The sequence below is a fragment of the Geobacter sp. genome (assembly GCF_027327745.1).
Taxonomy (GTDB): Bacteria; Desulfobacterota; Desulfuromonadia; order Geobacterales; family Geobacteraceae; genus Geobacter.
Genome location: NZ_DAHVYG010000033.1, coordinates 82,219 through 107,197, shown reverse-complemented (window position 1 = coordinate 107,197; position 24,979 = coordinate 82,219). Strand labels below are relative to the sequence as shown.

The 24,979-nt window shown below is 63.0% G+C and carries 22 protein-coding genes and 1 pseudogene; 11 read left to right on the top strand and 12 right to left on the bottom strand.

The features are described 5' to 3' along the window. Positions 1-19 precede the first annotated feature (19 nt). On the top strand, positions 20-472 hold the full coding sequence (locus M6689_RS06940) for a Fic family protein (protein ID WP_298269486.1): 453 nt from the start codon (positions 20-22) through the stop codon (positions 470-472). Between the two features lie 345 nt (positions 473-817). Here M6689_RS06940 and M6689_RS06935 read toward each other — a convergent pair whose 3' ends face one another. Further along, positions 818-1,405, bottom strand: a complete 588-nt coding sequence (locus M6689_RS06935) for an OmpH family outer membrane protein (RefSeq protein WP_298269483.1) — start codon at positions 1,403-1,405, stop codon at positions 818-820. A 191-nt stretch (positions 1,406-1,596) separates the two neighbouring features. Between M6689_RS06935 and tkt the strand changes: the two genes are divergently transcribed. The 6 genes from tkt to pgl all read left to right on the top strand — a co-directional run bounded on the left by tkt (position 1,597) and on the right by pgl (position 8,208). After that, positions 1,597-3,687 (top strand): transketolase, encoded by a 2,091-nt coding sequence (gene tkt, locus M6689_RS06930; RefSeq protein ID WP_298269481.1) that lies wholly within the window; start codon positions 1,597-1,599, stop codon positions 3,685-3,687. Further along, positions 3,684-4,127: an RpiB/LacA/LacB family sugar-phosphate isomerase gene (locus tag M6689_RS06925; RefSeq protein ID WP_298269479.1), complete on the top strand. Its 444-nt coding sequence runs from the start codon at positions 3,684-3,686 to the stop codon at positions 4,125-4,127. Before tkt ends, M6689_RS06925 begins: the two co-directional genes overlap by 4 nt. Positions 4,128-4,204: 77 nt before the next feature. After that, complete coding sequence (locus tag M6689_RS06920; protein ID WP_298269477.1) at positions 4,205-4,909, top strand: lipid-binding SYLF domain-containing protein; 705 nt, start codon at positions 4,205-4,207, stop codon at positions 4,907-4,909. 16 nt (positions 4,910-4,925) lie between these two features. Then, positions 4,926-5,957 carry a phosphogluconate dehydrogenase (NAD(+)-dependent, decarboxylating) gene (gene gnd, locus M6689_RS06915; RefSeq protein ID WP_298269476.1) on the top strand — a complete coding sequence of 344 codons (1,032 nt, stop codon included), beginning with the start codon at positions 4,926-4,928 and terminating at the stop codon, positions 5,955-5,957. Next, positions 5,954-7,468, top strand: coding sequence for a glucose-6-phosphate dehydrogenase (zwf, locus tag M6689_RS06910; protein WP_298269472.1), 1,515 nt, complete (start codon positions 5,954-5,956; stop codon positions 7,466-7,468). The genes gnd and zwf overlap by 4 nt, the downstream gene beginning before the upstream one ends. Further along, on the top strand, positions 7,465-8,208 hold the full coding sequence (pgl, locus tag M6689_RS06905) for a 6-phosphogluconolactonase (protein WP_298269470.1): 744 nt from the start codon (positions 7,465-7,467) through the stop codon (positions 8,206-8,208). The genes zwf and pgl overlap by 4 nt, the downstream gene beginning before the upstream one ends. A gap of 30 nt (positions 8,209-8,238) precedes the next feature. Here the strand turns inward: pgl and M6689_RS06900 are convergent, their stop codons facing one another. Beyond that, positions 8,239-8,583 (bottom strand): hypothetical protein, encoded by a 345-nt coding sequence (locus M6689_RS06900; protein ID WP_298269466.1) that lies wholly within the window; start codon positions 8,581-8,583, stop codon positions 8,239-8,241. 170 nt (positions 8,584-8,753) lie between these two features. Between M6689_RS06900 and queD the strand changes: the two genes are divergently transcribed. The 3 genes from queD to M6689_RS06885 are packed head-to-tail and all read left to right on the top strand — an operon-like array spanning position 8,754 to position 10,601. Then, positions 8,754-9,122, top strand: a complete 369-nt coding sequence (gene queD, locus M6689_RS06895) for a 6-carboxytetrahydropterin synthase QueD (RefSeq protein WP_298269463.1) — start codon at positions 8,754-8,756, stop codon at positions 9,120-9,122. Beyond that, positions 9,115-9,867, top strand: coding sequence for a 7-carboxy-7-deazaguanine synthase QueE (locus M6689_RS06890; protein WP_298269461.1), 753 nt, complete (start codon positions 9,115-9,117; stop codon positions 9,865-9,867). Before queD ends, M6689_RS06890 begins: the two co-directional genes overlap by 8 nt. A 14-nt stretch (positions 9,868-9,881) precedes the next feature. After that, on the top strand, positions 9,882-10,601 hold the full coding sequence (locus tag M6689_RS06885) for a creatininase family protein (RefSeq protein ID WP_298269458.1): 720 nt from the start codon (positions 9,882-9,884) through the stop codon (positions 10,599-10,601). A gap of 675 nt (positions 10,602-11,276) precedes the next feature. Here M6689_RS06885 and M6689_RS06880 read toward each other — a convergent pair. From M6689_RS06880 to M6689_RS06845, 8 genes are all read right to left on the bottom strand, one after another. Next, positions 11,277-12,713 carry an NAD(P)/FAD-dependent oxidoreductase gene (locus M6689_RS06880; protein WP_298269455.1) on the bottom strand — a complete coding sequence of 479 codons (1,437 nt, stop codon included), beginning with the start codon at positions 12,711-12,713 and terminating at the stop codon, positions 11,277-11,279. Continuing rightward, positions 12,703-13,704, bottom strand: a complete 1,002-nt coding sequence (locus M6689_RS06875; protein WP_298269453.1) for a radical SAM protein — start codon at positions 13,702-13,704, stop codon at positions 12,703-12,705. The genes M6689_RS06880 and M6689_RS06875 overlap by 11 nt, the downstream gene beginning before the upstream one ends. Positions 13,705-13,807: 103 nt before the next feature. Continuing rightward, on the bottom strand, positions 13,808-15,115 hold the full coding sequence (locus M6689_RS06870; RefSeq protein WP_298269450.1) for a phospholipid carrier-dependent glycosyltransferase: 1,308 nt from the start codon (positions 15,113-15,115) through the stop codon (positions 13,808-13,810). Positions 15,116-15,120: 5 nt separating this feature from the next. Continuing rightward, complete coding sequence (locus M6689_RS06865) at positions 15,121-15,873, bottom strand: hypothetical protein (RefSeq protein ID WP_298269448.1); 753 nt, start codon at positions 15,871-15,873, stop codon at positions 15,121-15,123. Further along, the gene (locus tag M6689_RS06860; protein ID WP_298269444.1) at positions 15,874-16,272 is read right to left on the bottom strand and encodes a hypothetical protein; all 399 of its coding nucleotides are present in this window, start codon (positions 16,270-16,272) and stop codon (positions 15,874-15,876) included. A gap of 164 nt (positions 16,273-16,436) precedes the next feature. Further along, on the bottom strand, positions 16,437-16,547 hold the full coding sequence (locus tag M6689_RS06855; protein WP_298269442.1) for a type II toxin-antitoxin system RelE/ParE family toxin: 111 nt from the start codon (positions 16,545-16,547) through the stop codon (positions 16,437-16,439). A 60-nt stretch (positions 16,548-16,607) separates the two neighbouring features. Then, positions 16,608-17,177, bottom strand: a complete 570-nt coding sequence (locus M6689_RS06850) for a cytochrome C (RefSeq protein ID WP_298269440.1) — start codon at positions 17,175-17,177, stop codon at positions 16,608-16,610. A gap of 126 nt (positions 17,178-17,303) precedes the next feature. Continuing rightward, the gene (locus M6689_RS06845) at positions 17,304-22,934 is read right to left on the bottom strand and encodes a CxxxxCH/CxxCH domain-containing protein (RefSeq protein WP_298269438.1); all 5,631 of its coding nucleotides are present in this window, start codon (positions 22,932-22,934) and stop codon (positions 17,304-17,306) included. A 321-nt stretch (positions 22,935-23,255) separates the two neighbouring features. Between M6689_RS06845 and M6689_RS16260 the strand changes: the two are divergent. Beyond that, positions 23,256-23,481 (top strand): annotated as a pseudogene (locus tag M6689_RS16260) (recombinase family protein); the annotation flags it as partial. A gap of 132 nt (positions 23,482-23,613) precedes the next feature. Here M6689_RS16260 and M6689_RS06840 read toward each other — a convergent pair. Together M6689_RS06840 and M6689_RS06835 are read right to left on the bottom strand one after the other, a co-directional pair. After that, a complete protein-coding gene (locus M6689_RS06840) occupies positions 23,614-23,838 on the bottom strand; it encodes a hypothetical protein (protein WP_298269436.1) in 225 nt (74 codons plus the stop codon). 21 nt (positions 23,839-23,859) lie between these two features. Next, positions 23,860-24,963: a hypothetical protein gene (locus M6689_RS06835; protein WP_298269434.1), complete on the bottom strand. Its 1,104-nt coding sequence runs from the start codon at positions 24,961-24,963 to the stop codon at positions 23,860-23,862. Between the last annotated feature and the right edge of the window lie 16 nt (positions 24,964-24,979).

The window sequence follows — 24,979 nt, the reverse complement described above, 5'->3', positions numbered from 1 at the left end:
ATCTCGCAAGGAAATTCCTATGCTTCTCAACCCACACCACATCTCCCTCGCCACAAAAACCTGGAGCCCCATCTACCGGAAGCAGAACATCATCGTCACTGGCACCGACTTCGTTTTCCCCGCGCCCAGCGAGCTGAAGGGGCTGATGGCCGCCTTTGCCGAGGAGGTCCCCCGCCTCCGTGCCGAGAAGCACCCCATCGAGTTCGCGGCACTCCTGCACACCCAGCTCGTCACCATACATCCCTTCGTGGACGGTAATGGCAGGGCCGCCCGGCTGCTGATGAACCTGGCCTTGCTCCAGGAGGGCTACCCGGTGACCATCATTCCGCCGGTGGTTCGCAGCGAGTACCTGGCGGCGGTCAAGGAGAGCAACACCGGCAACGTTGCCCCCTTCGTGAACCTCCTTTCCAGCATGGTCTGGGAGAGCCAGCGCGACTACCTGCGGCTGCTGCAAAGCCTGGAGAGGGAATAGCTATGGCCGAAAATCTCCGCCGTGGGAATGTTCAGGAAGGTTAGCGGAAGATTGATACTAATCGGGTCTGTTTTTCAGGGCAAGTCGTGCTTTCCACCGGGCATGTGGATAACCATCCGGCATCTGTGGATAACCCCGGCAATAGCTACGCAGTGTTGGGCACTTCTGCAATATGCATAGCAGATGGGCAGTCTCCGTAACGGGCTGAAATTACGTGTCAATAGTTATTTTGTGGTTTGCGGGTCTCGACACGAATCGGGTGTTCTGACGACCTTGCAAAAAGAAATGAGCAGCAGTGGATAACCGAGCCAAAATGCATTAGGAAAAGCTACGTTATCTCCCTGTTCATGGACGCGACATGGCTTTTGTCAGCTCGTCCGTCACGTCCTTCACATCCACCGCGTTCCCCAGGTAAAGAATATCCCTCTTGGGGACGATGGCGGCAAATCCGTTGGCCTTGCCGTACTCGGCGGCGGCCTTTTCAACCGACTCCATGACAGACGCGGTCAACTCTCCCTCCAGCTTGCCCATATCCTTTTCGGCGTCCTTAACAAACTCCTGGAATTCAGCGATCTTCTTCTGGAGGGCTTTCACCTTGGCCTCGCGCTGAGAAGGCGAAAGGGTGGGGAGTTTTGCCTCGATATCCCCCTTCATCTTCTCCAGCTTCTTCTGGCGGGCGGCAATCTGGGCACGGTACTTCTCGGTCTTCTTCTTCACCTGGGCTTTGGCAGCTTTCCCGCGCTCCGAGTCGCTGAAAATCTTTTCCATCTCAACGTATCCAATCTTGACGGGTCGATCGGTGTTCGCTGTTTTGGCAACCTTGGCGGGGGGAGGGGAGGGGGCAGCCAGTTTGTTCTGCTCTTCCGCATGGGCGATCATGGCAACGGATACGGAGAGAGTGGCGGCCAGACACACGGTTTTGAGACAATTCATCTTGCACCTCGCTTGAATGGACGTGATTCTTATCGTTTATACGTGTTTTAAACAATTCAGGCAACGGTTCTCCGCCGATCTCTGCTTTGTTGCAGGCGGCGTACCTCCGCGACTTGCAAAAACGAAGAAGAGCGGTATGGTGGAAGCGTTGGGTAGGTACGGCAATATTTACCGAATTACCGGGAGCAAACATGCCCATCCCCCATCATCCGTCACAGACTGAACTCGATACCCTCTGCATCAACACGATTCGCTTTCTCAGCGTTGATGCCGTCCAGAATGCCAACAGCGGGCACCCCGGCATGCCAATGGGGGCGGCCCCCATGGGATATCTCCTCTGGACCCGCTATCTGAGGCACAATCCGGCCAATCCCGACTGGTTCGACCGGGACCGGTTCGTCCTCTCGGCCGGCCACGGTTCGATGCTTCTCTACAGCCTGCTCCATCTGACCGGTTACGGCCTCCCCCTCTCGGAAATCAAGCAGTTCCGTAAGTTCGGCAGCCACACGCCGGGGCACCCGGAACGAGGGCACACCCCCGGCGTCGAGACCACCACCGGTCCGCTGGGGCAGGGGTTCGGCAATGCCGTCGGTATGGCAATGGCCGAGGCCCACCTGGGAGCGCGCTTCAACCGTCCGGGGCTGGACGTTGTCGATCATTACACCTATTGCCTCGTCGGCGATGGTGACCTGATGGAGGGTGTTGCCGCCGAGGCGGCATCGCTCGCGGGACACCTGAAACTGGGAAAGCTTATCTGTCTTTACGATGACAACCGTATTTCCCTTGCGGCGGCAACTGCCCTAACCTTCACCGAGGATCGGGCCGCGCGCTTTGCGGCCTATGGGTGGCACGTAGTCGAAGTGGCCGATGGCAACGATCTGGCCGCCATCGGTGCCGCCCTCGACTCGGCCCGCGCCGAAACCGGGCGCCCGTCGCTGATCCTGGTCCGTACCCATATCGGCTTCGGGTCCCCCCACAGACAGGACACCTTCGAGGTTCACGGTTCCCCCCTCGGGGCGGAGGAGGTCCGCCTCACCAAGGAGAGGCTCGGCTGGCCGACGGACCCGCCGTTTCTTGTTCCGGCCCAGGCGCTGGCCCGTTTCCGCACGGCGCTGGAGGAGGGGAAGGGGGCCGAAGAGGCCTGGAACGGGAAGATGGCCGCCTATGTCAGGGAATACCCCGATGATGCAGTCGAACTGAAACGCATCATCACCGGCATGCTCCCCACCGGCTGGGAGAAGAGCCTCCCCCGTTTCACCCCGCTCCCCAAGGGGATGTCGACCCGGCTTGCCTCGGGGAAAATCCTCGCTGCCGCGGCTTCCCGTCTCCCCGAGATCATCGGCGGCTCGGCAGACCTGAACCCCTCGACCTATACCGTTCTTCCCGACGGGGGGGATTTCGAACCTCTCTCCGGGGGGGAAGAGGACCGCCAGGGGGCCGTGGGGCCCGTCTGGGGGTACCAGGGGAGGAACATCCACTTCGGCGTCCGCGAGCACGCCATGGGGGCGATCCTGAACGGCATGGCGGCCCACGGCGGGACGATCCCCTTCGGCGCAACGTTTCTCGCCTTTTCCGACTATCTTCGTCCTTCCCTGCGCCTCGCCGCCCTGATGGGACTGCGGGTCATTCACGTCTTTACCCACGACAGCATCGCGCTCGGGGAGGATGGTCCGACCCACCAGGCCGTGGAACACCTGGCGGCGCTTCGGGCGATCCCGAACCTGACGGTGCTGCGTCCCGCTGATGCCAACGAAACGGCCGTTGCCTGGCAGATGGCCCTCGCGCGGCGAAGCGGGCCGACGGCCCTCGTTCTCTCGCGGCAAAACCTGCCCGTCCTGGACCGTACCCATCTTGCTTCCGCGGATGGGGCGAGGCGGGGGGGGTATGTGATCAGGGAGGTCGAGGGGGGAGAAGTCCCGGAGCTGATTCTTCTTGCGTCGGGATCCGAGGTATCCCTCGTGCTTGCCGCCGAGGAACGGCTGCGGGCGAACGGGGTACGGTCACGGGTGGTGTCGCTCCCGAGCTGGGAGGTTTTCGAGGTCCAACACCGCGAGTATCGCGATGCGGTCCTTCCCCCCGGGGTGACGGCCCGGCTGGCGGTCGAGGCGGGCTCTCCCCTCGGCTGGCACCGCTACGTGGGGGAAAGGGGAGGGGTCATCGGCGTCGAGCGCTTCGGCGCCTCGGCCCCGGGAGATGTGGTCATGCGCGAATACGGCTTTACCGCCGACAACGTTTGCCGCCAGGCCCTGCGCCTCATCGGTCGCGAGGGGGAACCGGCATGAAAATCGGCATCGCCGCCGATCACGGCGGATTTACCATGAAGGAGCGGCTTGTTCAGGCACTGCGAAGCGCGGGGCACGAAGTGACCGATTTCGGGGCGTTTTCCCTCGACCCGGCGGACGATTACCCCGATTTCGTCATTCCCCTGGCCGGGGCCGTGGCGAAGGGGGAAGTGGAGCGGGGGATCGCTCTCTGCAGCAGCGGTGTCGGGGCGTCCATTGCCGCCAGCAAGGTTCGTGGCGTGCGGGCGGCCCTGATTCACGACAATTTTTCCGCCCACCAGGGGGTCGAGGATGACGACATGAACGTCATCTGTCTCGGAAGCCTCGTCGTGGGCTATGCACAGGCGTGGGATCTGGTGAGCAGTTTCCTCGCCGCCCGTTTCAGCGGCGCCGAGCGGCACCGGCGGCGGCTCGCCAAGGTGGCCGCATTGGAGCGGTAAGGGCGGAAAGTCCGTCGGAAGGCGGATTCCAGGGGGTAGGTGAAGGGGGAAAGGATTTCCCGGAAAGGAGCAGCGAGATGAAAAGGGGAGTGAGGGGTACGATGATGCGGGTGCTGGCCTTCGTGGTTTTCCTGGCAACGGCTCTGGCCATCGCGGCCCCGGGGCCGGCCTCGGCCTCGGACGCGACGGAGGCCCAGGGGATCGTGGACCGGGCCAAGGCCACCTTCAACGACTTCATGGCCGACGGGAACTTTTCGTGGCTTCACGATCATCTGCGCAAGGCCAAGGGGCTCCTGATCTACCCGCAGGTCATCAAGGGAGGCTTTTTCATCGGAGGAGCGGGGGGGACCGGAGTTCTCGTGGTGCGGAAGGACGACAGCGACGACTGGAGCAATCCCGCCTTCTACACCGTCGGGTCCGTGACGTTCGGGTTGCAGATCGGGGGAGAGGCGTCGGAGGTGATCATGATGGTGATGAACGACAAGGCGGTCAACTCGCTCCTCTCCTCGTCGCTCAAACTCGGGGCGGGGGCCTCCATCGCCCTCGGCCCCATCGGCGCCGGCGCCAAGGGTGAAGTGCCGGCCGATTTCATCGCGTTTTCGAGGACCAAGGGGCTCTATGCCGGCCTGAATCTGGAGGGCTCCCTGGTCGAGGTCAGGGACAGCCTCAATCGCGCCTATTACGGCAAAGAGGTGACCCCTGTCGACATCGTCGTGAAGAGGTCGGTGAGCAACCCGGGAGCGGAGAATCTGCGGACGGCGCTGAAGAAGGGGCTCAAATAGTAGGGGGGAAAACCGCATGCAACTCGGAATGATCGGGCTCGGGCGCATGGGGGCGGACATGGTGCGGCGCCTGATGCGGGGAGGGCACGACTGCGTCGTCTACGACCTGAACGCCGATGCCGTGGAACGCCTTGAACGGGAAGGGGCCGTGGGGGCCCGGTCGGTGGGAGAGTTTGCCGCAAGGCTCGTCGAGCCCCGAATCGTCTGGCTCATGGTCCCCGCCGCCGCGGTGGACCGGACCATCGATGCCGTCGTTCCCCACCTCCGGGAGGGGGACATCGTGGTCGACGGCGGCAATTCGTATTACCACGATGATCTGCGCCGGGCCGCTTCGCTCAGGATGAAGGGAATCCATTATCTCGACGCCGGGACGAGCGGCGGGGTCCGGGGCGGAGAGCGCGGCTACTGTCTCATGATCGGTGGCGAAGCGGAGGCAGTGGCGCGTCTCGACCCCCTCTTCGCGACGCTTGCCCCCGGCATCGGCGCCGCTCCCCGTACCCCCGGGCGCGAGGGGAGGGGAGGGATGGCCGAACAGGGCTATCTCCACTGCGGCCCTTCGGGCGCCGGTCACTTTGTGAAAATGGTGCATAACGGCATCGAATACGGCGTGATGGCCGCCTATGCGGAGGGGTTCAACATCCTGCGCCACGCCAACGCCGGCGCCGAGGCGCGACAGATCGACGCGGAGACTGCGCCGCTCCGTCATCCCGAACACTACCGGTACGACCTCGACCTCCCGGAGATTGCCGAGCTCTGGCGGAGAGGGAGCGTAATCGCTTCGTGGCTCCTCGATCTCACCGCCCATGCCCTTCTGGAGGATCCCGATCTCTCGGGCTTCCAGGGCCTTGTGTCGGACTCCGGCGAGGGGCGCTGGACCGTCTCCGCCGCCATCGACGAGGGTATTCCGGCGCCGGTTCTGAGCGCGGCCCTGTACCAGCGGTTCAGCTCCCGGAGCGGCGCCGGGTTTGCCGACCGGCTTCTCTCGGCCTTGCGCTCCGAATTCGGCGGACACCGGGAAAAGGATGCCCAACGGGAGGAAGGGCAATGAGCGCCACTCCGAAGGAACCGACCATCCTCGTCATCTTCGGCGCCACCGGCGATCTCACGTGGCGAAAACTCATCCCGGCCCTCTACAACCTCCATCTCGACCGCTATCTCCCCGAACGGCTGGCAGTCATCGGGGTGGGACGTCGGGAAATGGAGAGCGACTCGTTCCGGCAGCGGCTGAAGAATGGGGTCGACCGGTTCTCGCGGAGGGGGACAACGGAACCCGGGGCTTGGAGCGCGTTTGCGCAACGCATCTCTTATTTCGGCGGCGATCTCAGCGCCCCGCAGACCGGCGAGGGGCTGAAGGCCCGTCTTCAGGAGATCGAAGGAGGGTGGGGGGAGCGCTCGAACAGGGTTTTCTATCTTGCCATCCCCCCGACCGCTTTCGAGGAGGCGACGAGACAGCTTGAGCAACTCGGTCTCTGCAAGGACTGCGGCCACGACCGGCTGGTGGTGGAAAAGCCGTTCGGGCGCGATCTCGAATCGGCCCGCACCCTCGACCGCCTCCTTACCGGGATGTTTGCCGAGTCCCAGATCTACCGCATCGACCATTACCTGGGGAAGGAGACGGTCCAGAACATCCTGGCGCTGCGATTCGCAAACTCGCTCTTCGAGCCGATCTGGAACCGGCGCTACATCGACCATGTCCAGATCACCGTTGCCGAAACCGTCGGTGTGGAAAGCCGCGGAGGTTATTACGAGGGGGCCGGGGCGCTGCGCGACATGGTCCAGAACCATCTCCTCCAGATCCTCTGCCTCATCGCCATGGAGCCGCCGGTCTCCTTCGCGGCCGACGAGGTCCGCAACAAGAAGGTGGACGTCCTGCGCGCCATCCGTCCGATCCCGCCCGAAGAGGTGCATCATTTCGCCGTCCGCGGCCAGTACGGCGCCGGCATCGTCGACGGCAGGGCGGTGCCGGCCTACCGGGAGGAGCCGGGGGTCGCGCCGGCATCGTCCACCGAGACCTACGTCGCTCTCAAGCTCCTGATCGACAACTGGCGCTGGCAGGGGGTGCCGTTCTATCTCCGGACCGGCAAGCGCCTTCACACCAAGGTTTCCGAGGTCGCCATAATCTTTCGCCCTGCACCCCATCAACCGTTTCCCGCGGCGGCAGTGGAAAGCTGGCAGCCGAACCGGCTCGTGCTCCGCATTCAGCCGGAAGAGGGGATCGTCTCCCGTATCCAGGTGAAGCAGCCGGGGACCCGGATGCTGCTCGGTCCGGTGGACATGGCCTTCCACTACCGCGAAGCCTTCAAGGCATCCGCACCCGAAGCCTACGAGACGCTTCTTCTCGATGTGATCCGCGGAGACGCAACCCTCTTCATGCGGGCCGACCAGGTGGAAAGCGCCTGGGGGGTCATATCGCCGATCCTCGACGTCTGGGAGGCAGTACCGGCGGCTGCGTTTCCCGACTATTCCGCCGGGAGCTGGGGACCGGAGGCGGCGGATCTCCTCATTGCCCGCGACCGTCACAACTGGCTGCAGCCGGCCCTTGCCGAGGAGAGCAAATGATCCTGATCCATCCCGACCGGGAAGCCCTTTCTCTTGCGGCAGCGGAACTCTTTGTCCGCGAAGCGTGCGAGGCCGTTGCCGACCGGGGACGCTTCACCGTCCTGTTGTCCGGTGGCGAGACCCCGCGCCGCACCTACGAACTCCTGGCCGAACCCCACCGCCGGGAACGGATCCCGTGGGACAGGGTTCACCTTTTCTGGGGAGACGAGAGGTGCGTCCCCCGCGACGACCCCCGCAGCAACTACCGGATGGCGCGGCGGGCACTGATCGACCATGTCCCCGTTCCTCCTTCCAACGTCCATCCGATAGCGTGCGAGGGAAGCGCCGATGCCGGGGCTGCCCGGTACGAGGCAGAACTCGGCGCCGTTTCCCAAGGTGCAATCCCGCGATTCGATCTGGTCTTTCTCGGGATCGGCGAAGACGGCCACATTGCCTCGCTTTTCCCGGGAAGTCCGCTGCTCGGGGAGCCGGACCGTCTGGTGGCAGTGGCCACGAAGGCCGACGAAGCAATTCAGCGGGTAACAGTCACCGTCCCTGTCATCAACCAGGCAGCTCTCATCGTTTTTCTTGTTTCGGGAGAAGGGAAGGCCGCCATCGTGAGGGAAGCGCTCGCAGGGATGCGGGAGGTGCCGGCCCGCCTCATCCATCCGGTGGACGGCCGACTCCTCTGGCTGCTGGACGAGGAGGCCGTAAAACTGGTGGAGGAAGACAGGATTCGGGGAGAGGGCGTTAAACTTTGAGTGTAGCTTGAGCTATGCGCTACAACAGTTTTATTTTATGTACTTTTTCACCATGAGCTCGATGAGCTCGCCAATCGTTGTGCGCTGCCTGGCCGCGGCGATCTTCAGTCTCAAATGGAGATCCTCGCGGATATTGGCGGTCAGCCTTACGTCCCCCTCCGGAACGAGCCCCGACAGGCTGCGCGTCTCCTTTCGGGTCCCCTTCGTCCTGGCGGGAGAGGTATCTTTTCCGCCCTTTTTCCGCGGGGTCGTACGGGGTTCACGGCCTTTCTCCACCGGCCCGGCCGCGGCCTTGCGCGCTCGCTCGATCTTCTGCGGCTTGTCCTGGGGAGTCCCAAAGAGGGTCATTTGCCCTTCGAGCGATTCATTGGTCATGGCGAAAGCACTCCTTGCCTGAAATTGCACCCGGCATTATAGGTATACATACTTACCTGTGCAACCAAATTCCAACGATCGTCGTCTGTGCCAATTTTTGCATTTTTACCGGGAGCGTGGTACTATTTCACCCCATTTACGCGCGATACGGAACTACGGAAGGAAACATCATGTACCGACTCAAGATCATTACATCCTTTGCGGCAGCCCATTGTCTCATCAATTATCAGGGGGATTGCGAGAACCTGCACGGACACAACTGGAAGGTTGAAGTGGAGGTCACCGCCCGCGAACTCGACAAGGCCGGCCTCGGCATCGATTTCAAGGTGCTCAAGCAGGAAACGAACAGCCTGCTGCGGACGCTTGACCACAAGTATCTCAACGAGCTGGAGCCGTTCCGCGACATTTCGCCCTCATCCGAAAATATCTCCCGTTATCTGTTCGGAGAACTTTCCAGGCGGCTCAATGACGGCAATGTAAAGGTAGGGAGCGTTACGGTCTGGGAGTCGGACAACGCTGCAGCCACGTACTATGAATAACCATTCCGCCGAACTTGCCGAGGTATTCTCCTCGATCCAGGGAGAGGGGGGGCTCATCGGGCTGCGGCAGGTCTTCATCCGCTTTCGCGGCTGCAACCTGCAGTGCGATTACTGCGATACCCCCACGGGCGTCTCTGCCGAGCCGTGCCTTATGGAACAGGCTCCCGGCCGCCGCGATTTCGTTCCGGTGGAAAATCCGGTCCCCCTCCATCGGATCCTTTCCCTGATCGAAGGGTGGCATCGGGGGTGGCCCGGCGTACACCATTCCGTCAGCATCACGGGAGGGGAACCCCTCGTGAGCCATGAAATCCTGCAATCGTGGCTGCCGAAGCTTCGAATCCTTCTCCCCGTGTATCTCGAAACGAACGGCGTCATGCACACCGCCCTCGATCTTCTCATCGACCACATCGACATGATCGGCATGGATATCAAGATTCCCTCCACCTCGGGCTGCACCGAACTTTGGGAGGACCATCGGCGTTTTCTCAGGAAAGCGTCGGCAAAGGATGTCTTTGTCAAGGTTGTCGTAGGAGAGCAGACCGAGGATTGGGAAATCGAGCGATCCGCCGAGATCGTAAGCTCCGTGGCCGGCAATATCCCCTTTGTTCTGCAGCCGGTCACCCGTCGTGACGGCAGCGTCGACATCGGACCCCTGAGGGTCCTCGAACTGCAGGAGATTGCCAGCCGCTACGTGCGGGAATGCCGCGTCATCCCCCAGACCCATAAGTTCATGGGACAACTCTGACCCCCGGAGACAACATGATAGTTGAAGAGATGTCCATGGGAGAGTTCGAGGCCGGACTGGCCAGGACCCGAACCATCCTGATCCCCTTCGGCTCCGTCGAGGAGCACGGCTCCCACCTGCCGCTCTCCACCGATACCATCCAGGCCTATGAAGTCGGCAAGAAAGCCGCGCGACTGATCCCTCTGTTCGTCGCCCCGCCGATCCATTACGGCTCCTGTCGCTCCACGTCGTGTCATCCCGGCACCATCTCCATCTCGACAGTCACGCTCAAGGCGCTTCTCAAGGACATCGTCCTCTCGCTATACAGGCAGGGGCTGCGCAACGTCATCGTCCTCACCGGCCATGCCGGAGGCTCCCACCGCATGGCGCTCCAGGACGCAGGCGAGGAGCTTCTCCCGGAGCTTCCCGAACTGAAGATTGCCGTCGTAACCGAATACGAACTCGCATACCGCGAAGGGAAAAAGATCGTCGAAACCGAAGGGGACGCCCATGCGGGAGAGATCGAGACCTCCCGAATCATGCACTCCCATCCGCACCTCGTGAAGGGGACGGGCGAGCGGGAATTCCCGAACTTCCCGCCGGGACTTCTTGTCCGCAACAAACGGAAATACTGGCCGGGGGGCGTCTGGGGAGACCCGACCAAAGCGAGCGCCGAAAAGGGAAAGCGGATCGAAGAGCTGGTTGTGGAGAAGGTTGCCAGGCTCGTCCGGGAGTTGGAGGCGTTCGAGGAGTGAGGTGAAGCCTGTTACATCTCATCCTTGGTGATGGCTTGTAGGGCGGTGTAGTGGTCGGCTTGGCTTAGGGGAATCAGGCGCGTCTGGAGAGCCGCCTGGTTCTCCATTTTATTTGCCCCCTCAAGAACTTTACATAATATATCTTATGGGACGTAACTGAGCGATGCGAGAGGAGGCCACTTCGCGCGTGATGTCAGTTTAAGCTCCAGCGGAGACCGATAGCCGTTGCAGGCGGACGGCGTGCCGTTATAATCGGCGATGAGGACCGCGACCAGGTCCTCGATGTGTTCGAGGCGGATCGAGTGTTGCGGATATTCCAGTTGGTCCGGATGTCTTGAGGTGCAAACTGGAGGGAATGACAGGGAGAAATCCGTGAGGCGCTTTGCCTCGATGAGAGGAGCCATGCTGCTATCGATAAGCGCATAAGCTGGCCTCCGAGGCTGAAACCCTCCAGGACCTGGCAAACGCTATGCAGACCGTGGTGGGACGGTTTAAAATTTAGAGCTGATCAGGACAGGTTCCGCAAAGGGGGCGAGAATGGGCATTCGGCCACCGCCTCTCCATCGGCCCTGTAAAACTCGCCGGTCACCTTCGAGCCGTTCCGGACCATTTTCATGGTGTACCTTGAACCATTGGTATTAAGCTTCCCCTCTCCCCGAAAAATCGTGCTGATCCTCAGCGTGAGCATTGTTCATGATACTCTTCGTCGATATTGATACTCCACAGGTCGTGGCGTTCGCCACGCAGATTCCGCGCCGCAAAGAGTGCGGCAAGCATGGAATGATCCATGTTGTTGTAGTGATGCATGCCGTTGCGGCCGACGGTCTGGAGGTTTTCGAACCGTGACAGATACCGCCGAATGACGGCCACGGCGTCGGCGAACCCATCGTCGTAGACCGGATAGGCCTTGGGCATCCGCACCACGGTGCCGTCGCTCACCCTGTCCGCCTGGGCCAGGCCGAGCAAGGCCAGTTCCTCCCGGGCCAGGGCTGCGAGGGCTGCGTCGTCCATGGACCAGAGTTCGTCGCCGGCAAAGCAGAAGTACTCCATCCCGAGGCAGCTCCGTTTGCGGTCAGGCACCATCCCGACGCTCCAGTTCCCGAAGTTTTGGATTCGCCCTACCCTGACTCTGTCGTCATGAACGTATATCCAGTTATCGGGAAAGAGGTCAGGGAGGTCGACAATGAGGACAACCGTCAGAAAGTCCCTGTACCGCAGACGCTCTGCCGCTTCAAGGACATCCCCGGGAGGAGCGGGCCTCAGCCGCCGGATGAGGCTGCGCAACGGCATGGTGGATATCACCTGCTCCACGTCGAGAGCCATTCGTTTCACACCCCAACTGGCCTCGATGGCAGTCACGCGCCGTCCGTCATGGTGGAGGGCCACCACGGGGGACTGGAGACGTAGGTCTCCCCCTCTTTCCCTGATTTGTCCTGCAAGGGCATCCCACATCATACCCGGTCCGAGTCTAGGATACAAAAACTGGTCGGTAAGGGTCCGGAGGCGACCTCCGCGACGCCATACGGGAAAGAGCATGGAAAAGACGGCGGTGCGCAGCGAAAGCCCCCGGATCCGCTGGGCCGCCCACTGGGCACGGATCTCCTCGCACGGCATCCCCCAGACCTTTTCCGTGTACCCCTTGAAGAAGATCTCGAAGAGTCGCCGGCCGAAACGGTTGGTGATCCAGTCGGCGAGGCTCGTCTCGGGAGCAAGGGGGGACAGCCGACGCCGCAGGTAACCGGCGAGGATGCGGATGCTCTCCCCTGCCCCCAGGTTCACGAGGGTGTTGACGGGGCGCAGGGGATAGTCGAACCAGCGTCCCCGGTAGAAGATGCGGGAGAGGCGCGGCCGGACGAGGAGGTCGTCGCCGAGAAGTTCGCGCCACAGGGCGAGAACCTCCTGGTTCTTTGTGAAGAAGCGGTGTCCACCGATGTCGAACCTGAAGCCCCGGTACTCCACGGTCCGGGCGAGCCCCCCGATCTGGGGGTCCTGCTCCAGGAGCACCACCGGCATCCCCTGCCGCGTCAGCTCGTACGCGGCGGTGAGTCCCGCCGGTCCGCCGCCGATGACAGCCACCGGCAGGGGCCTTTCGCCGACGGCATCAGTCTCCACGGAAATCCTCCCTGGAATGGAATCGAACGAACCGCTTGAGCCGGACCCTGAGCGCTTCCAGGGCGAACTGGACCGGATGCCGGGCCGTAAGCGACACATTGACGGTACAGGAATAACAGCAGGGGGTGTTCCGGGCGCAGGCAGCAACGGCATCGGCCTGGGCCGCGACCCGCGCAAGGGCCTCGGCAACCTTCACGAGGCGAAGGTCGGCCACGGGCCGGCGCTCCACGCAGGGGGCCAGCTGACCATCGGCGTGAAGGTCGAGGAAGAGGCGGCCCGCACCGCATTCCACGGGCGAACTTCCAATGAGAAACTCCGCAGCCCTGTCGTAAAATCCGCTGAACTCCCAGAGGGGTTCGCCGCGTCGCCGCAGCCGGGCCAACTCGCGGAAGACCTCCGCCATGCGGTGCAGGTCGGCCTCCGAGGCGGCCATGAGTGGATCGTCGGAGCTGTGAACGCGCCCCGGCCCGTTGTTGACTGGGAAGACGGAAAGGTAGAGGCCGCGCCGGCGGGCGTGCTCAAGAATGTCGAAGACCTCGTCCACGTTGTGCCTGCTCAGGCTGAGGTTTATCTTGAGCGGCATGCCGAGGCGAGCCTCCACCAGGCGGTCGATGGTTGCGAGAACGGTTGGAAGGCAATCACGCCCCCGGAGGAGCCGGTAGACGTCGGGCCGCAGGGAATCGAGGCTCACCGCCAGTTGCACGGCACCCCGGGAACGACGCAGGGTTTCGACCACGTCATCGCGCCAGAGGGCGCCGTTGGTGGTCATGGTGAAGAGAAAGCCGAGCCGGTCCAGGATGGTGATGAGCTCCGGCAGGTCGGGCCGCAGCAGAGGCTCGCCGCCCGATATCTCCACGAGCCTGATTCCGGCCCGTCGAAGGTCGGCGAATATCGCACCGATCTCAGCCGGCGAGAGCTCCGCCGCATCGCTGCGCCAGACGTTGCACATGGGACAGCGCTCGTTGCAGCGATTGGTGACGTTGAAACTCACCAGCGTCGGCGATTTTCCTCCCAGGGTCGCAAGAAGGCCGATCGACCGGGCAAACCGGACTGCCCGGCCGACCGCACCCGGCCGCGAGACCGAGGGAGAATCATCAGTCGCCTGAATGGTGCCTGAGCTGGAGTGTGCGAATGAGCTGCTCACGAAGATAGGGTATCCGCAATCCCTTGCCGATGGCAAGAAGATAGAGAGGCGCCGTGCTGATCAGTACGGCCGCCAGATAGACGGCGAGCGCCCTTCGCCGCGCGGTGCTCCCCCCCAGATTGTCCCAGAGGGCATAGCCGAGGATCATGAACGCAAAGGGGAGCACTGCGACGGCAGTGTTGACCCAGATGGGGCGGTTGGCCACAGCGAAGGGGAGATAGGTGATCACGAAGAGCGCCACCATGTAACAGAGCATCCGGTCCCGCGTCCGGCTGCCCCGCCACGCCGTCCAGGCCGTCGCCGGCAGGATCAGGAGCCAGACCAGTGGATTGGCCACCGCCAGCAGGATGACGGCGTTTTCCTCCACGCTCGGCTCTCGCATCGGCTCCTGATCGTCGGTGCGGACGAAGAAAGTCTCCTGGTAAGTCACCGGCCTCACGAACCACTCCCACGCCCGATGGTCGCCCCGGATGGTCGTGTGGTAGCCGGTGTGAAGCTTGGTTTCACGGTACATGGCCTTCTGGAGGATGGGCCACTCGGAAAGCGAATACCCCCGGCCGAACCAGGGGAAGAAGGTCAGAAGATAGACCGTCAGGGGAAGGACAACGAGGGAGCATGCGAGGAAGGAGAGCCTCGCCACAAGCAGAGAGCCTCCAGAGCGCTCACGTAAAAGGTGCAGGCAGAGCAGCCCCCCGGTGACGGCCAGCGGAAAAACAACGCTCCACTTGGATGCCAGACCGAGGCCGAAGGCCGTGCCGGACGCCACGAGCCACCAGGGAGTCCTTCCCTCTTCGTACCGAAGGGCACACCAGATGGCGAGAAGCGGGAAGAAGGCCAGGTAGATGTCGTTGATCCCCTGGCGCGAGAAATCGACTGCCAAAGGCTCCACGGCCCAGAAAAAGGCCACCATGAGGGCCGCAGGGGGGCTCACCGTGAGTTGCCGGGCCACCAGAGCCAGGAGGGGGACCGACAGGGTGCCGAACAGGACGCACCACCCCTTGACCCCCACGACGCCGCTCCCGAAGAGCTCCATCGACCAGTAGACCAGGAGGTTTCGCAGCCCCGGATGGTTCCACATGGTGGGGCCGAGCTGCCCCGACTCCACGTAGTTGATGGCGGTGATGGCCACCGAGAAGTCATCGACGGAAGGAGGCTGGGACGGGAGCCAGAGGACGCGCAGGAGAAAGGCGGCGAGAGAAAGAGCCCAGACGAAAAGCGGGAAGCGCCGGTCGAAGACGGTTTCGCGGTTCGGTTCCATACAAATCACCGCTGTCCCGCCGGCTTGAGGGCCGCGAGATCCGCGAAGCGCAGCAGCGCCTCCCGGGCTTTCGGAGGGATGGAGGGATCGTTCTCCTCGGCGCAGAGGACCACAAGGTCGCTCCGGAGACCGGTCGAGGTCAAGGTCCTCGCCAGGCTCTCCGGGTCTTCCTCCTTGAAGTGGGAGGCTCCCACGTAGAGCAGGACCGGCTCTGCAGGGGGACGGAACGTGGCGGCGGTGTAAAAGTTGCGGGGAAAGCCGTTGTGGGTGTGAAAGACATGCCCCTTCTCCATGGAGACGTTTCGTGCCTGCCGCGCCTGGGCACTGATCCCGGCGAAGCCGGACGGGGCGAGCACGGCGTCGATCCGGCGGGCGATGCCGTTCAGGGCCGCCATGAAGAGGAAGTTGCCGTCGTCCAGGAACTCGCGCTCCCGCTCCCGGGGTAGGTTGTAGAGGGGGAGCGGATAGGGTCGGTAGACGGGAGGGATGTTGTACTCGCTCGGGTCGAGCCGTGCCCACCGTTCTCCCACGTAGAGGATGATCCTCCCCCGATATCCCCGTTCCTTCCAGAGGCGGTAGGCGTCAAGGGGTGTCTTGACGAGGAGCGCCCCGGCCTCTGGAGCGCCCAGGGGGCCGGCCGCGCCGTAGACCCGCGCCCGCCTGCCGTGGAGGTCGAGCCCCCAGGCCACCACCACGGAGAAAATCACCATGGCGGCGGAGAGAAGGACGAGGGTGCGCGTCGATCCTCTTTCAGACACCTAGCGCCTTCCCTCCTTCCGGGTCTTCTTCTCCTCGCCGGCGGCGACGCTGTCCGTTATGAGCCACCGACCGCCCTCCTCTTCCAGGGTGTAGGTCATGAGATAGCCGAAGTCCCTCTCCTCTTCCATTTTAGCGCCGCTCTTCATGTCGTGGTAGACGAAGTCCCAAACCTCCCGCGTCCTGACGCTGGCCTTTCCGGGAGAGGGGAAGGATACCCCGGTGAAGTCGATCCTCTTCAGCCTGGAGAGCATCCGCACCCCTCCCTCGCCAATGGCGGCCATGTGGAAGTAGGCCTTCTCGGCCTGCCTTTCGTTCGTCACCTCCTGGAGGTGGGTCATGTCCAGGTGCTCGTAACCGAAGGCGAGGAGCTCATTGTACCGGAGGATGGCGTTCTTCACTGCGTCCGTCCGGGTGCCGCCGTTGTAAGCAGGTTTCCAGGGGAGCGGAGTCGGCTTTGGGGCCGATGTCGGCACAGCCTGTCGGGGAGCGGCGGTCTCGCGGGGGGTCTCAGTGCAGGCAGCAATGACGAGGGCACAACATATGCTGATCAGAAGACAAAATCTCATGTGGGGAACTCATTCGGCCACCGCCGCGCGCCATGAAGTACACGGAGCACTTGAATTTCTCCATCCTTAAAACGGTAGGGCACAACGTATGGAGTGCCGGATATCACAAGCGCATTCCTGCCGTGACCGGACTTTAAGCCACCTGCTGTGCAGGTGGTCTGTTACTGTTAGCGCCCCCACGAACCGCCCCATCGGTGCGGATCATTGCCGTGACAATCCGTGCACGCAACAACCTGTCCGGCCACCCCGGCCGCGATGGTCTGCCGGACCGCCGGCACCGTACTCGTGTGACACTTGAAACATACCGAAAGCGTGCTGCTTGACGAATACCCCCACCCCCCATGAATCCGTATGACATCGCTGCCGTGACATGAGCTGCAGGTCTTGACGTCGTGCCGGACGGCGTCGTGCACCGACGGCTGGTGACATGCCTGGCAGTCGCGTACGACCTGGACGGTATATTGACCCGTCGGATCAGCCGTCATCTGATGGCAGTCGAGGCATTGCTTACCCGACTTCGCCATCAGTGCATGATGCCTGTCAGGGTTGGAACCGGTGTGGCACTTGGCACAATCGGCAATCGTCAGGTTCAGGTCCAGGGATGTCCCCGATGACGACAAGCCGGATGACTGATAGCTCGTGGTGCCCCATGCCCCGGCGGTGCCAGTGCCGCTCGCCAGGGAGACGAGAAGCGCACACATTGCAATGAGAAGTTTACCGTCCATATCCTTGTCCATATCCTCTCCTTTGACATACTTATTTTTTTGCCGACGCGTGTGATTCTATCCGACGGATAACGTGCAGGCAACGCCTAAAAATATATTTATAATTACACGGAATGCCTCTCCGTGCCTCCCTTTTTCCTACCAGGTTTCCGCACCCCCGCCGTGACAATAGCAACTGCCGCTGCCGCCGAGATAACTTGTGCCGCCTGTCCCCCAAGTGGCCGGTTTGTCGAAGGAAGTCATAACCTGTTGCGATTGGCCCGCCACCTCGGCGCCGTTGCCGTCCGGAGCGTAACGACCCAGGACTGCGGCCGTTCCAGGCCTGATAAGGCGCGAGACCTTGCCGCCATGGGGCACCCGGATGTGGCACGAGACGCACGCACCGCGCGTGGCGCTTGCCCAGCCGCTGTGATTCCCCCCCCCGACATTTGCGTGAAAACGGTTTTTGGTGGCGCCCATGACGGTATGGCAGTTCAGGCAGAAGAGTCCGTCACTGGTGCCGTCATTCGAGTTGTAGGTGCCGAGCTTGAACGTGGTGCCGGTGCTACCTCCGTTTTGGCTGGCCAGGGTGAAGGGCCACGCCTTGTTGGTGCCGGTGAGCATCCACTTGACCGAGGAGCCGTGGGGTCCCTTGGTGGTGGCCGAGTCGGAGCCGTGGCAGTCGGAGCAGGTCATGATGTTGTTGCCGGGGCTTGCGTTCCAGGGCGCCTTCAGAGCGGCGGCGCCGAGGGCCTTGGCGGCCGCCCTGCCGGCCGAGTTGTTCAGGGTGGCGACGACGGGATGCCCCGCTTTGTTGGCCGGATTGAACTCCAGTGCCAGGTTGGTCCATGCCTTGGAACCGGTGGGAGCCGGCGAACCGGTCGTGGACCAGCTGGTGACGTTGGTGTTGGCATTCGAGTGGCATTTGAAGCAGATCTTGTACTCGGCGTCGGCCGAAGCAATCGCGGTGTAGCCGGTGGCGCCGGCCCAGGCGCCGCCCCAGGTCGGGGTGACGCCAGGGACGTTGCGCAGGACTTTGGCGATGGTCGCGTTGTTCGCCGTGTGGAGCCCCGCCTTGGTTGCGTGGGGGTTGTGGCAGTCGACGCACTCCACGTGCTTGTTGGCGCTGATGAAGGCCTGGGTCTCGTCGGTGGTGGAGGGCTTGTGGACCCCGGCAAAGAACGAGGCGTTGTGACCGAAGCCGGTGGTGCCGGGGTCGCCGTAGCTCCAGTAGACCATCCCGGGGAGGGTCAGGTTGCTGGGGGCGCCGTTGCCGTAGTAGAAGAAGGCGTCGCGGTTGTAGGAGTACCCCTGGTTCGTCTCCAGGGAGATGTCGGCAACGATCTTCTCGCCGGCGTTCAGGGTGACGGAGCCGATGTCGACGGCAATCTGCCGGTTGTTGCCGGGGGCCGCGGTGGTGGAGAGCTCGGTGGCGTAGGTTCCCTTGGCGATGATGGTCGCCCCCAGGCCGCCGGCGTTCCACTTATAAACCATGTAGCGGACGCGTCCATTAAGGCTCGTGCTCGACTCGCGGCAATAGATATTAATGACCCAGGAGCCGGCAGGGACGGTGGTTGTGGTCTGTACGGCCGGCGAGACGAAGGTAGCCATCCGCCAGTAATCGACACCCGTGTTGTTCAGGTTGAGCAGCGAGACGGTCTCGTAGTTGACGCTCGGCTCCCACGGCGACATGGAGCGGCCGATCCAGGTTCCGCCGGCGAAGGTGTCGCCGGTGTTGTGGCCGGAGGGCTGCGGGTTGCTTGGGTAGGCCGTCCCGTCGTAGTCGCTCTCGGTGGCGTTCGGCTTGAAGTAGAGCTTGTTGGTGTAGCTCACGTTCGGATCAGGGGTCTTGTAGCCGGCGTTTTTCATGATGGCGTAGATTCCCTGGGATGCGGCGTTCATGGTCTGGGCGGCGTAGTAATCCTTGTTGGCCACGACCTTGGAGGGGCCGCCGCCGGGGGCGGAATCGCCGGTGGTGCTGTGGCAGCGGTAGCAGATCTGCTCCTCGGCGGTCTCGCCGCCCGCTGCCCCCAGCGCCCCCTGCAGGCGGCGGACGCCGCTGTTGTGGTTGCCGAAGGAGAGGCCGGTGGAGCCTCCCGAAGTGGAGATGTTCATGAAGACCGAGGTCTCGCCCGAGAGGGCGTTGTGGCACTTGGAGCAGTTCCCCTGCACCTGGCTCCCGTCGCTGAAGAACTTGGCCGGCACGTTGTACTCGTGGGCCGAGCCGCTGTAGGAGGCGAATGCGATGACAGGGGTCACGGTAACGCCGGTATCGTTGCGGCGGCGGGTGGTGTCCTTGGTCCGGGCGCTCGTGTGACAGCTGATGCAGATGCCGCCGGTGCCGCTGCTGATGAAGTCGGTGTTGGTGAAGCCGGTTGAGGCGGTGGGGGCCGCGGCGATGTCGGTCCGGAGATTGTAGGCCCGGCCGGCGCTGTTGGCGTTCAGGTTGGGGCTGAACTTGTCGTGGTCCACGTGGCACATGGTGCAGCGGCGGTTCGCGGGGTTGGTGCCGCTCGCCGCGCTGCCGTTGGGGGCGGCGGTCGGGTAGCCCGTGGAATAGTTGCGCATGGCGTGGTGGAAGGTGCCGGTGTCCTCCATGGCGATGTTGTGGCAGTCGATGCACTTGTAGCCGGTGCTCCAGGTGACTGTGCTCGAGCTCCGGTCCGCCTTGTTGAGCCCGATCGGGTGGCAGGAGACGTTGGAGCAGCTGCTCCCGCCGGCGTTGTAGCTGTAGGCGACCGTGACCTTGGTGGAGTTCAGGGTGTTGTCGCCGTCGCGATAGGCGGAGCTGTAGACCCCCTGCACGATGGAGGCGACGTTGTAGGCCTTATTCACGTGCTTGGCCTTGTCGGCGATGCTCGTGCTGTTCCGGGTCGTCTCGGCGTGGCAGTTGGAGCACTGCATGTAGGTGCCGGTGAGGGAGCCGACCTTCGTGTGCCTGTCGTGGGCGTTCCCCTTGGCGGCGCCGTTGTGGGTGATGGTTCCGGAGCCGTAGAGCGGCGTGGCCTTCCGGAAGTCAGAGGGATAGGTGGTCTGGCCGTGGCAGCCGCTGCAGTCGAGGGTGCCGTCGCCGGAGGCCCAGTTGAAGGAGGTTACGCGGGGGGCCTGGCTGGCGCCGCCGGAGTGGCAGTAGGTGTTGGAGCAGCTCGTGCCGCCGCCGTTGGTCCACTGGAAGCCGTTGTCGGTGGTCCCCTGGGTGGTGCCGTAGTTGTAGGGGTTCCCCTTGCGGCTGGCCGAGGTGTAGCCGAACTGGACCTGGGCCACGTAGTTGTTGGCGCTCACCGGCCCCTGGACGTGCTGGCCTTCGTAATGGCACGAGGCGCAGGTGAAGCGGTAGGCGGTCGCCGTACCGTTGTTGGCCGGGGCGGCCGCGTAGCTCGCGGGAAGGGCCGTGTCCTCCCAGTGCTGCCGGTGGGCGCTGTTGGAGGCCCAGTACGCGTCGTTTGCCCTGGCGCTGTGGCAGGCGTTGCAGGCGATGGTGGTGACCCCCCACTGGGGTGAGGAGTTGGTGCCGTGGCAGTAGGTGCTGGAGCAGGTCTTGTTCCCGCTGTCGTAGGTGCCGGTCTTGCCGCCGGTCAGCTTGATGGCGATGTCGCGGCTCTTGTTGAGGTGGAGGGTGGAGTAGTTGCGGAGCTTGTTGGCGGCGGCAGCATCGACGGTCCGGAAATGGCAAGTGGCGCAGCCGGTGGTGTCGGTGATGCCGAAGCCTGCCACGTGCTGCTGGTGGCTGTTGGCATTGGCCGTGCCGGCGCCGGTGTTGGTGTAGTTGGGCTCACCGTACTGGGAGACGAAGCCGGCGTCGGCGCCGTGGCACGCCTTGCAGCCGTAGTTGGTGCCGGAGTCCCAGGCGGCGACGGTGCGGTAGGTGGGGGTCGCCTGGCCCGAACTGTGGCAGTAGAGGTTGGAGCAGACCTTGGTGCTGGAGTTGTAGCGCGAAGGGCCCCCCGCCTTGGCGCCGGTGTAGTCGACGAACTTGTTGACGTGTTTGCTGGTGCCGGTCGTCGCATTGAGGGTGGTGTCGTCGCTCACCGTGGCCATGTGACAGTCGATGCAGTGGAAGCTGTTGTTCGTACCGAAAACCGCCGCGTTGTTCACATGGGCGGCGTGCTTGCCGGAAAGGGCAGTGCCGCCCGCACCGTTGGCGGTGGCACTGCCGTGACAACTCGTGCAGGAAAGGGACGCCCCACCCCAGGTGACGGCGGGGGCGTAGGTCGGGGCGCCCTTGCCGTCCGAGTGGCAGTAGACGCTCGTGCAGCTGCCGTAGCCGTCGCCCGGCTTCGTGGTTCCTGAATAACTGGCCGAGGCACCGAAAATGGTGGCGATACCGATGTTGACCTCGTAGTTTGCGTGCTTCTGAGTCATGTTGGTATGGCAAACCGCTGACTGGCAGCCTGTCTGGGTCAGTCCGGCTGCGGTGGAATGGCAGGCGGCGCACCGTGCCTCTGCGTCCGACATCCCGAAGGTGTAGCTCCGGTGCTTGGTGTGACTGCCCGACGCAATAAAATTGGCTACAGCCATGGAAGAGTGCTGGTTACTGTCAACCCCGTGGCAGGTGCCGCATTGTCCGCTCGCCGCGCTCCCCCAGGTCGGGGTTTGGTAGGTGGGGGGCCACGTCCCGTTCGCACCCTGGGCGGTCGAATGGCAGTAGACGTTCTGGCACTGGCCATACGCGGAACCTGGCGTCTTCACCGACGGGGAGGCGGGCGTCGCCGGCTGCCCGTTGTAGCTGCCGTTCACAGCGGAAGAACTGTTGTGGAACGCCAACTCGACCTGCTTGTTGACGTGACGGGAGACGCTGGTGATGGTCATGTTCGCCGCGGCGGTCGAGGCGTGGCACTTGACGCACTTGATGGTGTTGTAGCCAATGCCGAACCCGTTCACGTGTGCCCGGTGGCTGCCGGTCTGGATGTCGCTTCCCGAGGCCAGATCGGCCTTGTGGCACCCCTTGCAGGTGAGGCTTCCCCCCCAGGTGGCCGTCTGGTTCGGGGCGTCGAAGCTGCTCGCCTTGTTCCCCGGGCTGTGACAGTAGGTGGCGGTGCAGCTGCCGAAGGTGTTGATCTGGCTCGGCAGGTAGTCGTTCACGGCGCCGCCGTAGCTCCCACCCAGGACGTTGCCGGGGTCGCGGGGCTGGACAACCAGGTTCCGCTTGCCCGCGCTCGTGGCGTGGGCGAACGGCTTCGCCTCGTTCAGATGGTCGGAGTGGCACTTGATGCAGTTGCCGGTCCCGCTGAAGTAGGTGTCGTGCTTGGCGTGGCTCCCCGGATCGATGGTGCTCGGCGGAGCCTCGTGGCACTTGGTGCAGTTGGCTGGTGCCGTGAAGGCGGCGGCGCCCCAGGTGGGGGTCGTGGCCTCGAAGTGGCAGTTCACATTGGCGCAGGTACCGAAGGTGGGGGTCGCCGTCCGGGGGAAGGAGGTTCCCTTGCTGTAGGTCCCGGTAGCCGGGGAGCTGTTGATGTTGGCGGAGAGGTCGATGTTGGCGTTGCGGTGGCTGTTGGTATAGGCGGCGACACCGGCGCCGTGGCAGGCGGCGCAGGTGGTCGCGGTCGCCGCAGACGAGATATGGGCGCCGTGGTTCCCCTGGAAGGCGCCGGTGGAGATGTTGCGGTAGGTGGCATCCAGTGGCCGCAGATCGCTCGCGTTGGTGCCGTGGCACCCCGCACAGTTGGTGATGGTACCGGCACGCACGGTTTCCGCCGCCAGGGCCATGACCAGCAGCGCCACAGCCATGGAAAGCAGTGCGAACGCACCCGTTGCTCCTCTGCTCCGTCCCATCATGTTCACCGTTGCCATATCGTCTCTCCGTGGAATCGCACCTGTTCGTGGGAACAAGAGACCGAAAACGTCAAATCACCGTCGTGCCGATGTCAAGAAGCAGGGCCAGCAAAGAAAGCCACACGACCATGCCACCATAACCATCCGATATCACTTGCATCACAAGGTTATCGACGAGACACAAAGGGGCTCCTCGACTATTGCCATTTTACAAGCGCAAAAATTGTGCCATGATTCAGGAAAGACCGGAACAATCACAGGGAACCATGATTGGAGCTTCAACCAGTAGATTTTGTCAGGTTCGGCAAAACCATCGGCTCCGACAGAGCTTTCATTTCCATTATGGGGGCTATTAACCAAATGGAGAGAGAACTGAAGGCTGAAAGAGCGGAGGCAGGGAGAGCAGCGGCAAAGGCGAGAGGTAGAACCGGAGGAAGACCGAAAACAGATCGGACAAAGCTTGAGCAGGCACGGATCCTTTACGAGAACTTCAAACCAGACTGCCGTAGAAATCTGCAAAGCGATCGGAATCGGGAGGAGGATTTTAATTTACGCCGCATCGTAGTAAACACTTTTCTTATCCGACATTTTAAGTAAAAGTGTTTACAAATAGACCGATTATCCGCAAATCTGGATACTTACAACGGGCCTGTAGTAAACAATTTTACTTTAACAGACACGTAACCCCCCTCGCCGGTTAACCTTTGCCCTTGACGAGCTTCTTCTTGTGCACGTCGACCCGGTACTTTCCGTGGATATCCTCGCACGTGAGAGTTTCAAGGGATTTGGTCGCCGGAACTTCGATAACCGATTCCCCCTTGCCGATGTCGATGTATGGATGCTCGACGCCTTCGGGAAGCGTCGCCACTTTTGCGGTTGATGTGATTTTTCCCTCTTTGTCGTATTTTACGAACAGTCGCATAAAGCATCCTCCTCGACGCCGTCAGGTTTCTTCGATCCGGTAGATCCGGTATGCCACGTTCAGCTGGTTTGCGGACTGGTTGGTCACACGCCATTGCCGGCCGACGATGGGAAGCGTGATCGGCGGCAGCGGCGGCGGCCGGGGGATGAACCGCATGGTGGCCGTGTATTCTTCCTGGCACGCTATCCGGAGGTCGACGCCGACCTGGGGCTGGTCGGTGATGGTGATGTTCGCCATGTAAAACCCTGCCGCCAGCGGCGATGGAGGAACCAGCTGGGCGGTGCTTCCTGCGAGCACCAGGGTTCCCTCCGCGGCGATCGACGCCTTGAGCTCCTGGATCGATACGGACTTCGGTGCGATCTTGGCTTGGGTGACGGCGTCATCGGCCAGCTTCACCGTGGCGACGCTCCCATCAAGGAGCTTGTCGGCCGTGACCGCCTTGTCCTGGATCGTCCGCGTCGACACCGCACCATCGGCCAGTTTCGGTTCGGTGACGCTCCGGTTGCGGATGTGGTTGGCGGTGACCGCCCGCTGGGCATCCTGGGCGTCGCTCGCGGCGCTCTGGAGCTTTACCGACGAGACGGAACCGTCCTGGATCGCACGCGTCGACACCGCGCCGTCGGCAAGCTTCGGCTCGGTTATGGAGCGGTCCTTCACCCCGGCCAGCGCACGGACGCCGTTGTTGATCACCCCTCCCGCCGTGACCGTGGCGAGGAGAATTCCGTTGGCCGGCTGGGTCCCTGGGGGGACGATCGTCACCACCGGCCCTTCGTTCACCCGGGTGAGCCCGGTTACCCCCGGGTCGCTGCTCGGGTTGGCGAGCGGCTCCGGGTCGGGATAGGCGATCCAGACCGCCACATCGACGCCCCCGGTCGCAATATTGGCCCGCGGGGCAGCCAGGACGATTTCCCGCCCCAGGGGGTCCAGCGCCCATCCCCTGTCAACCGTTACCTGTCCTACCCCGCCGCCGGCTGAGACGGTCAGACCTTCGACCACGCCGCTGCCGTGGAGGCCGCCGCCGTGGCGCCGGCGTCGGTCGATGTGATAGGCCTGCTCGTCCTGAAAGTCCCGGGCCCGCAGGAACTGGCGGTCAAAGAAATTCATCCGCTTCGTTATGTCAGCCATCATATCCCTCCCTGTC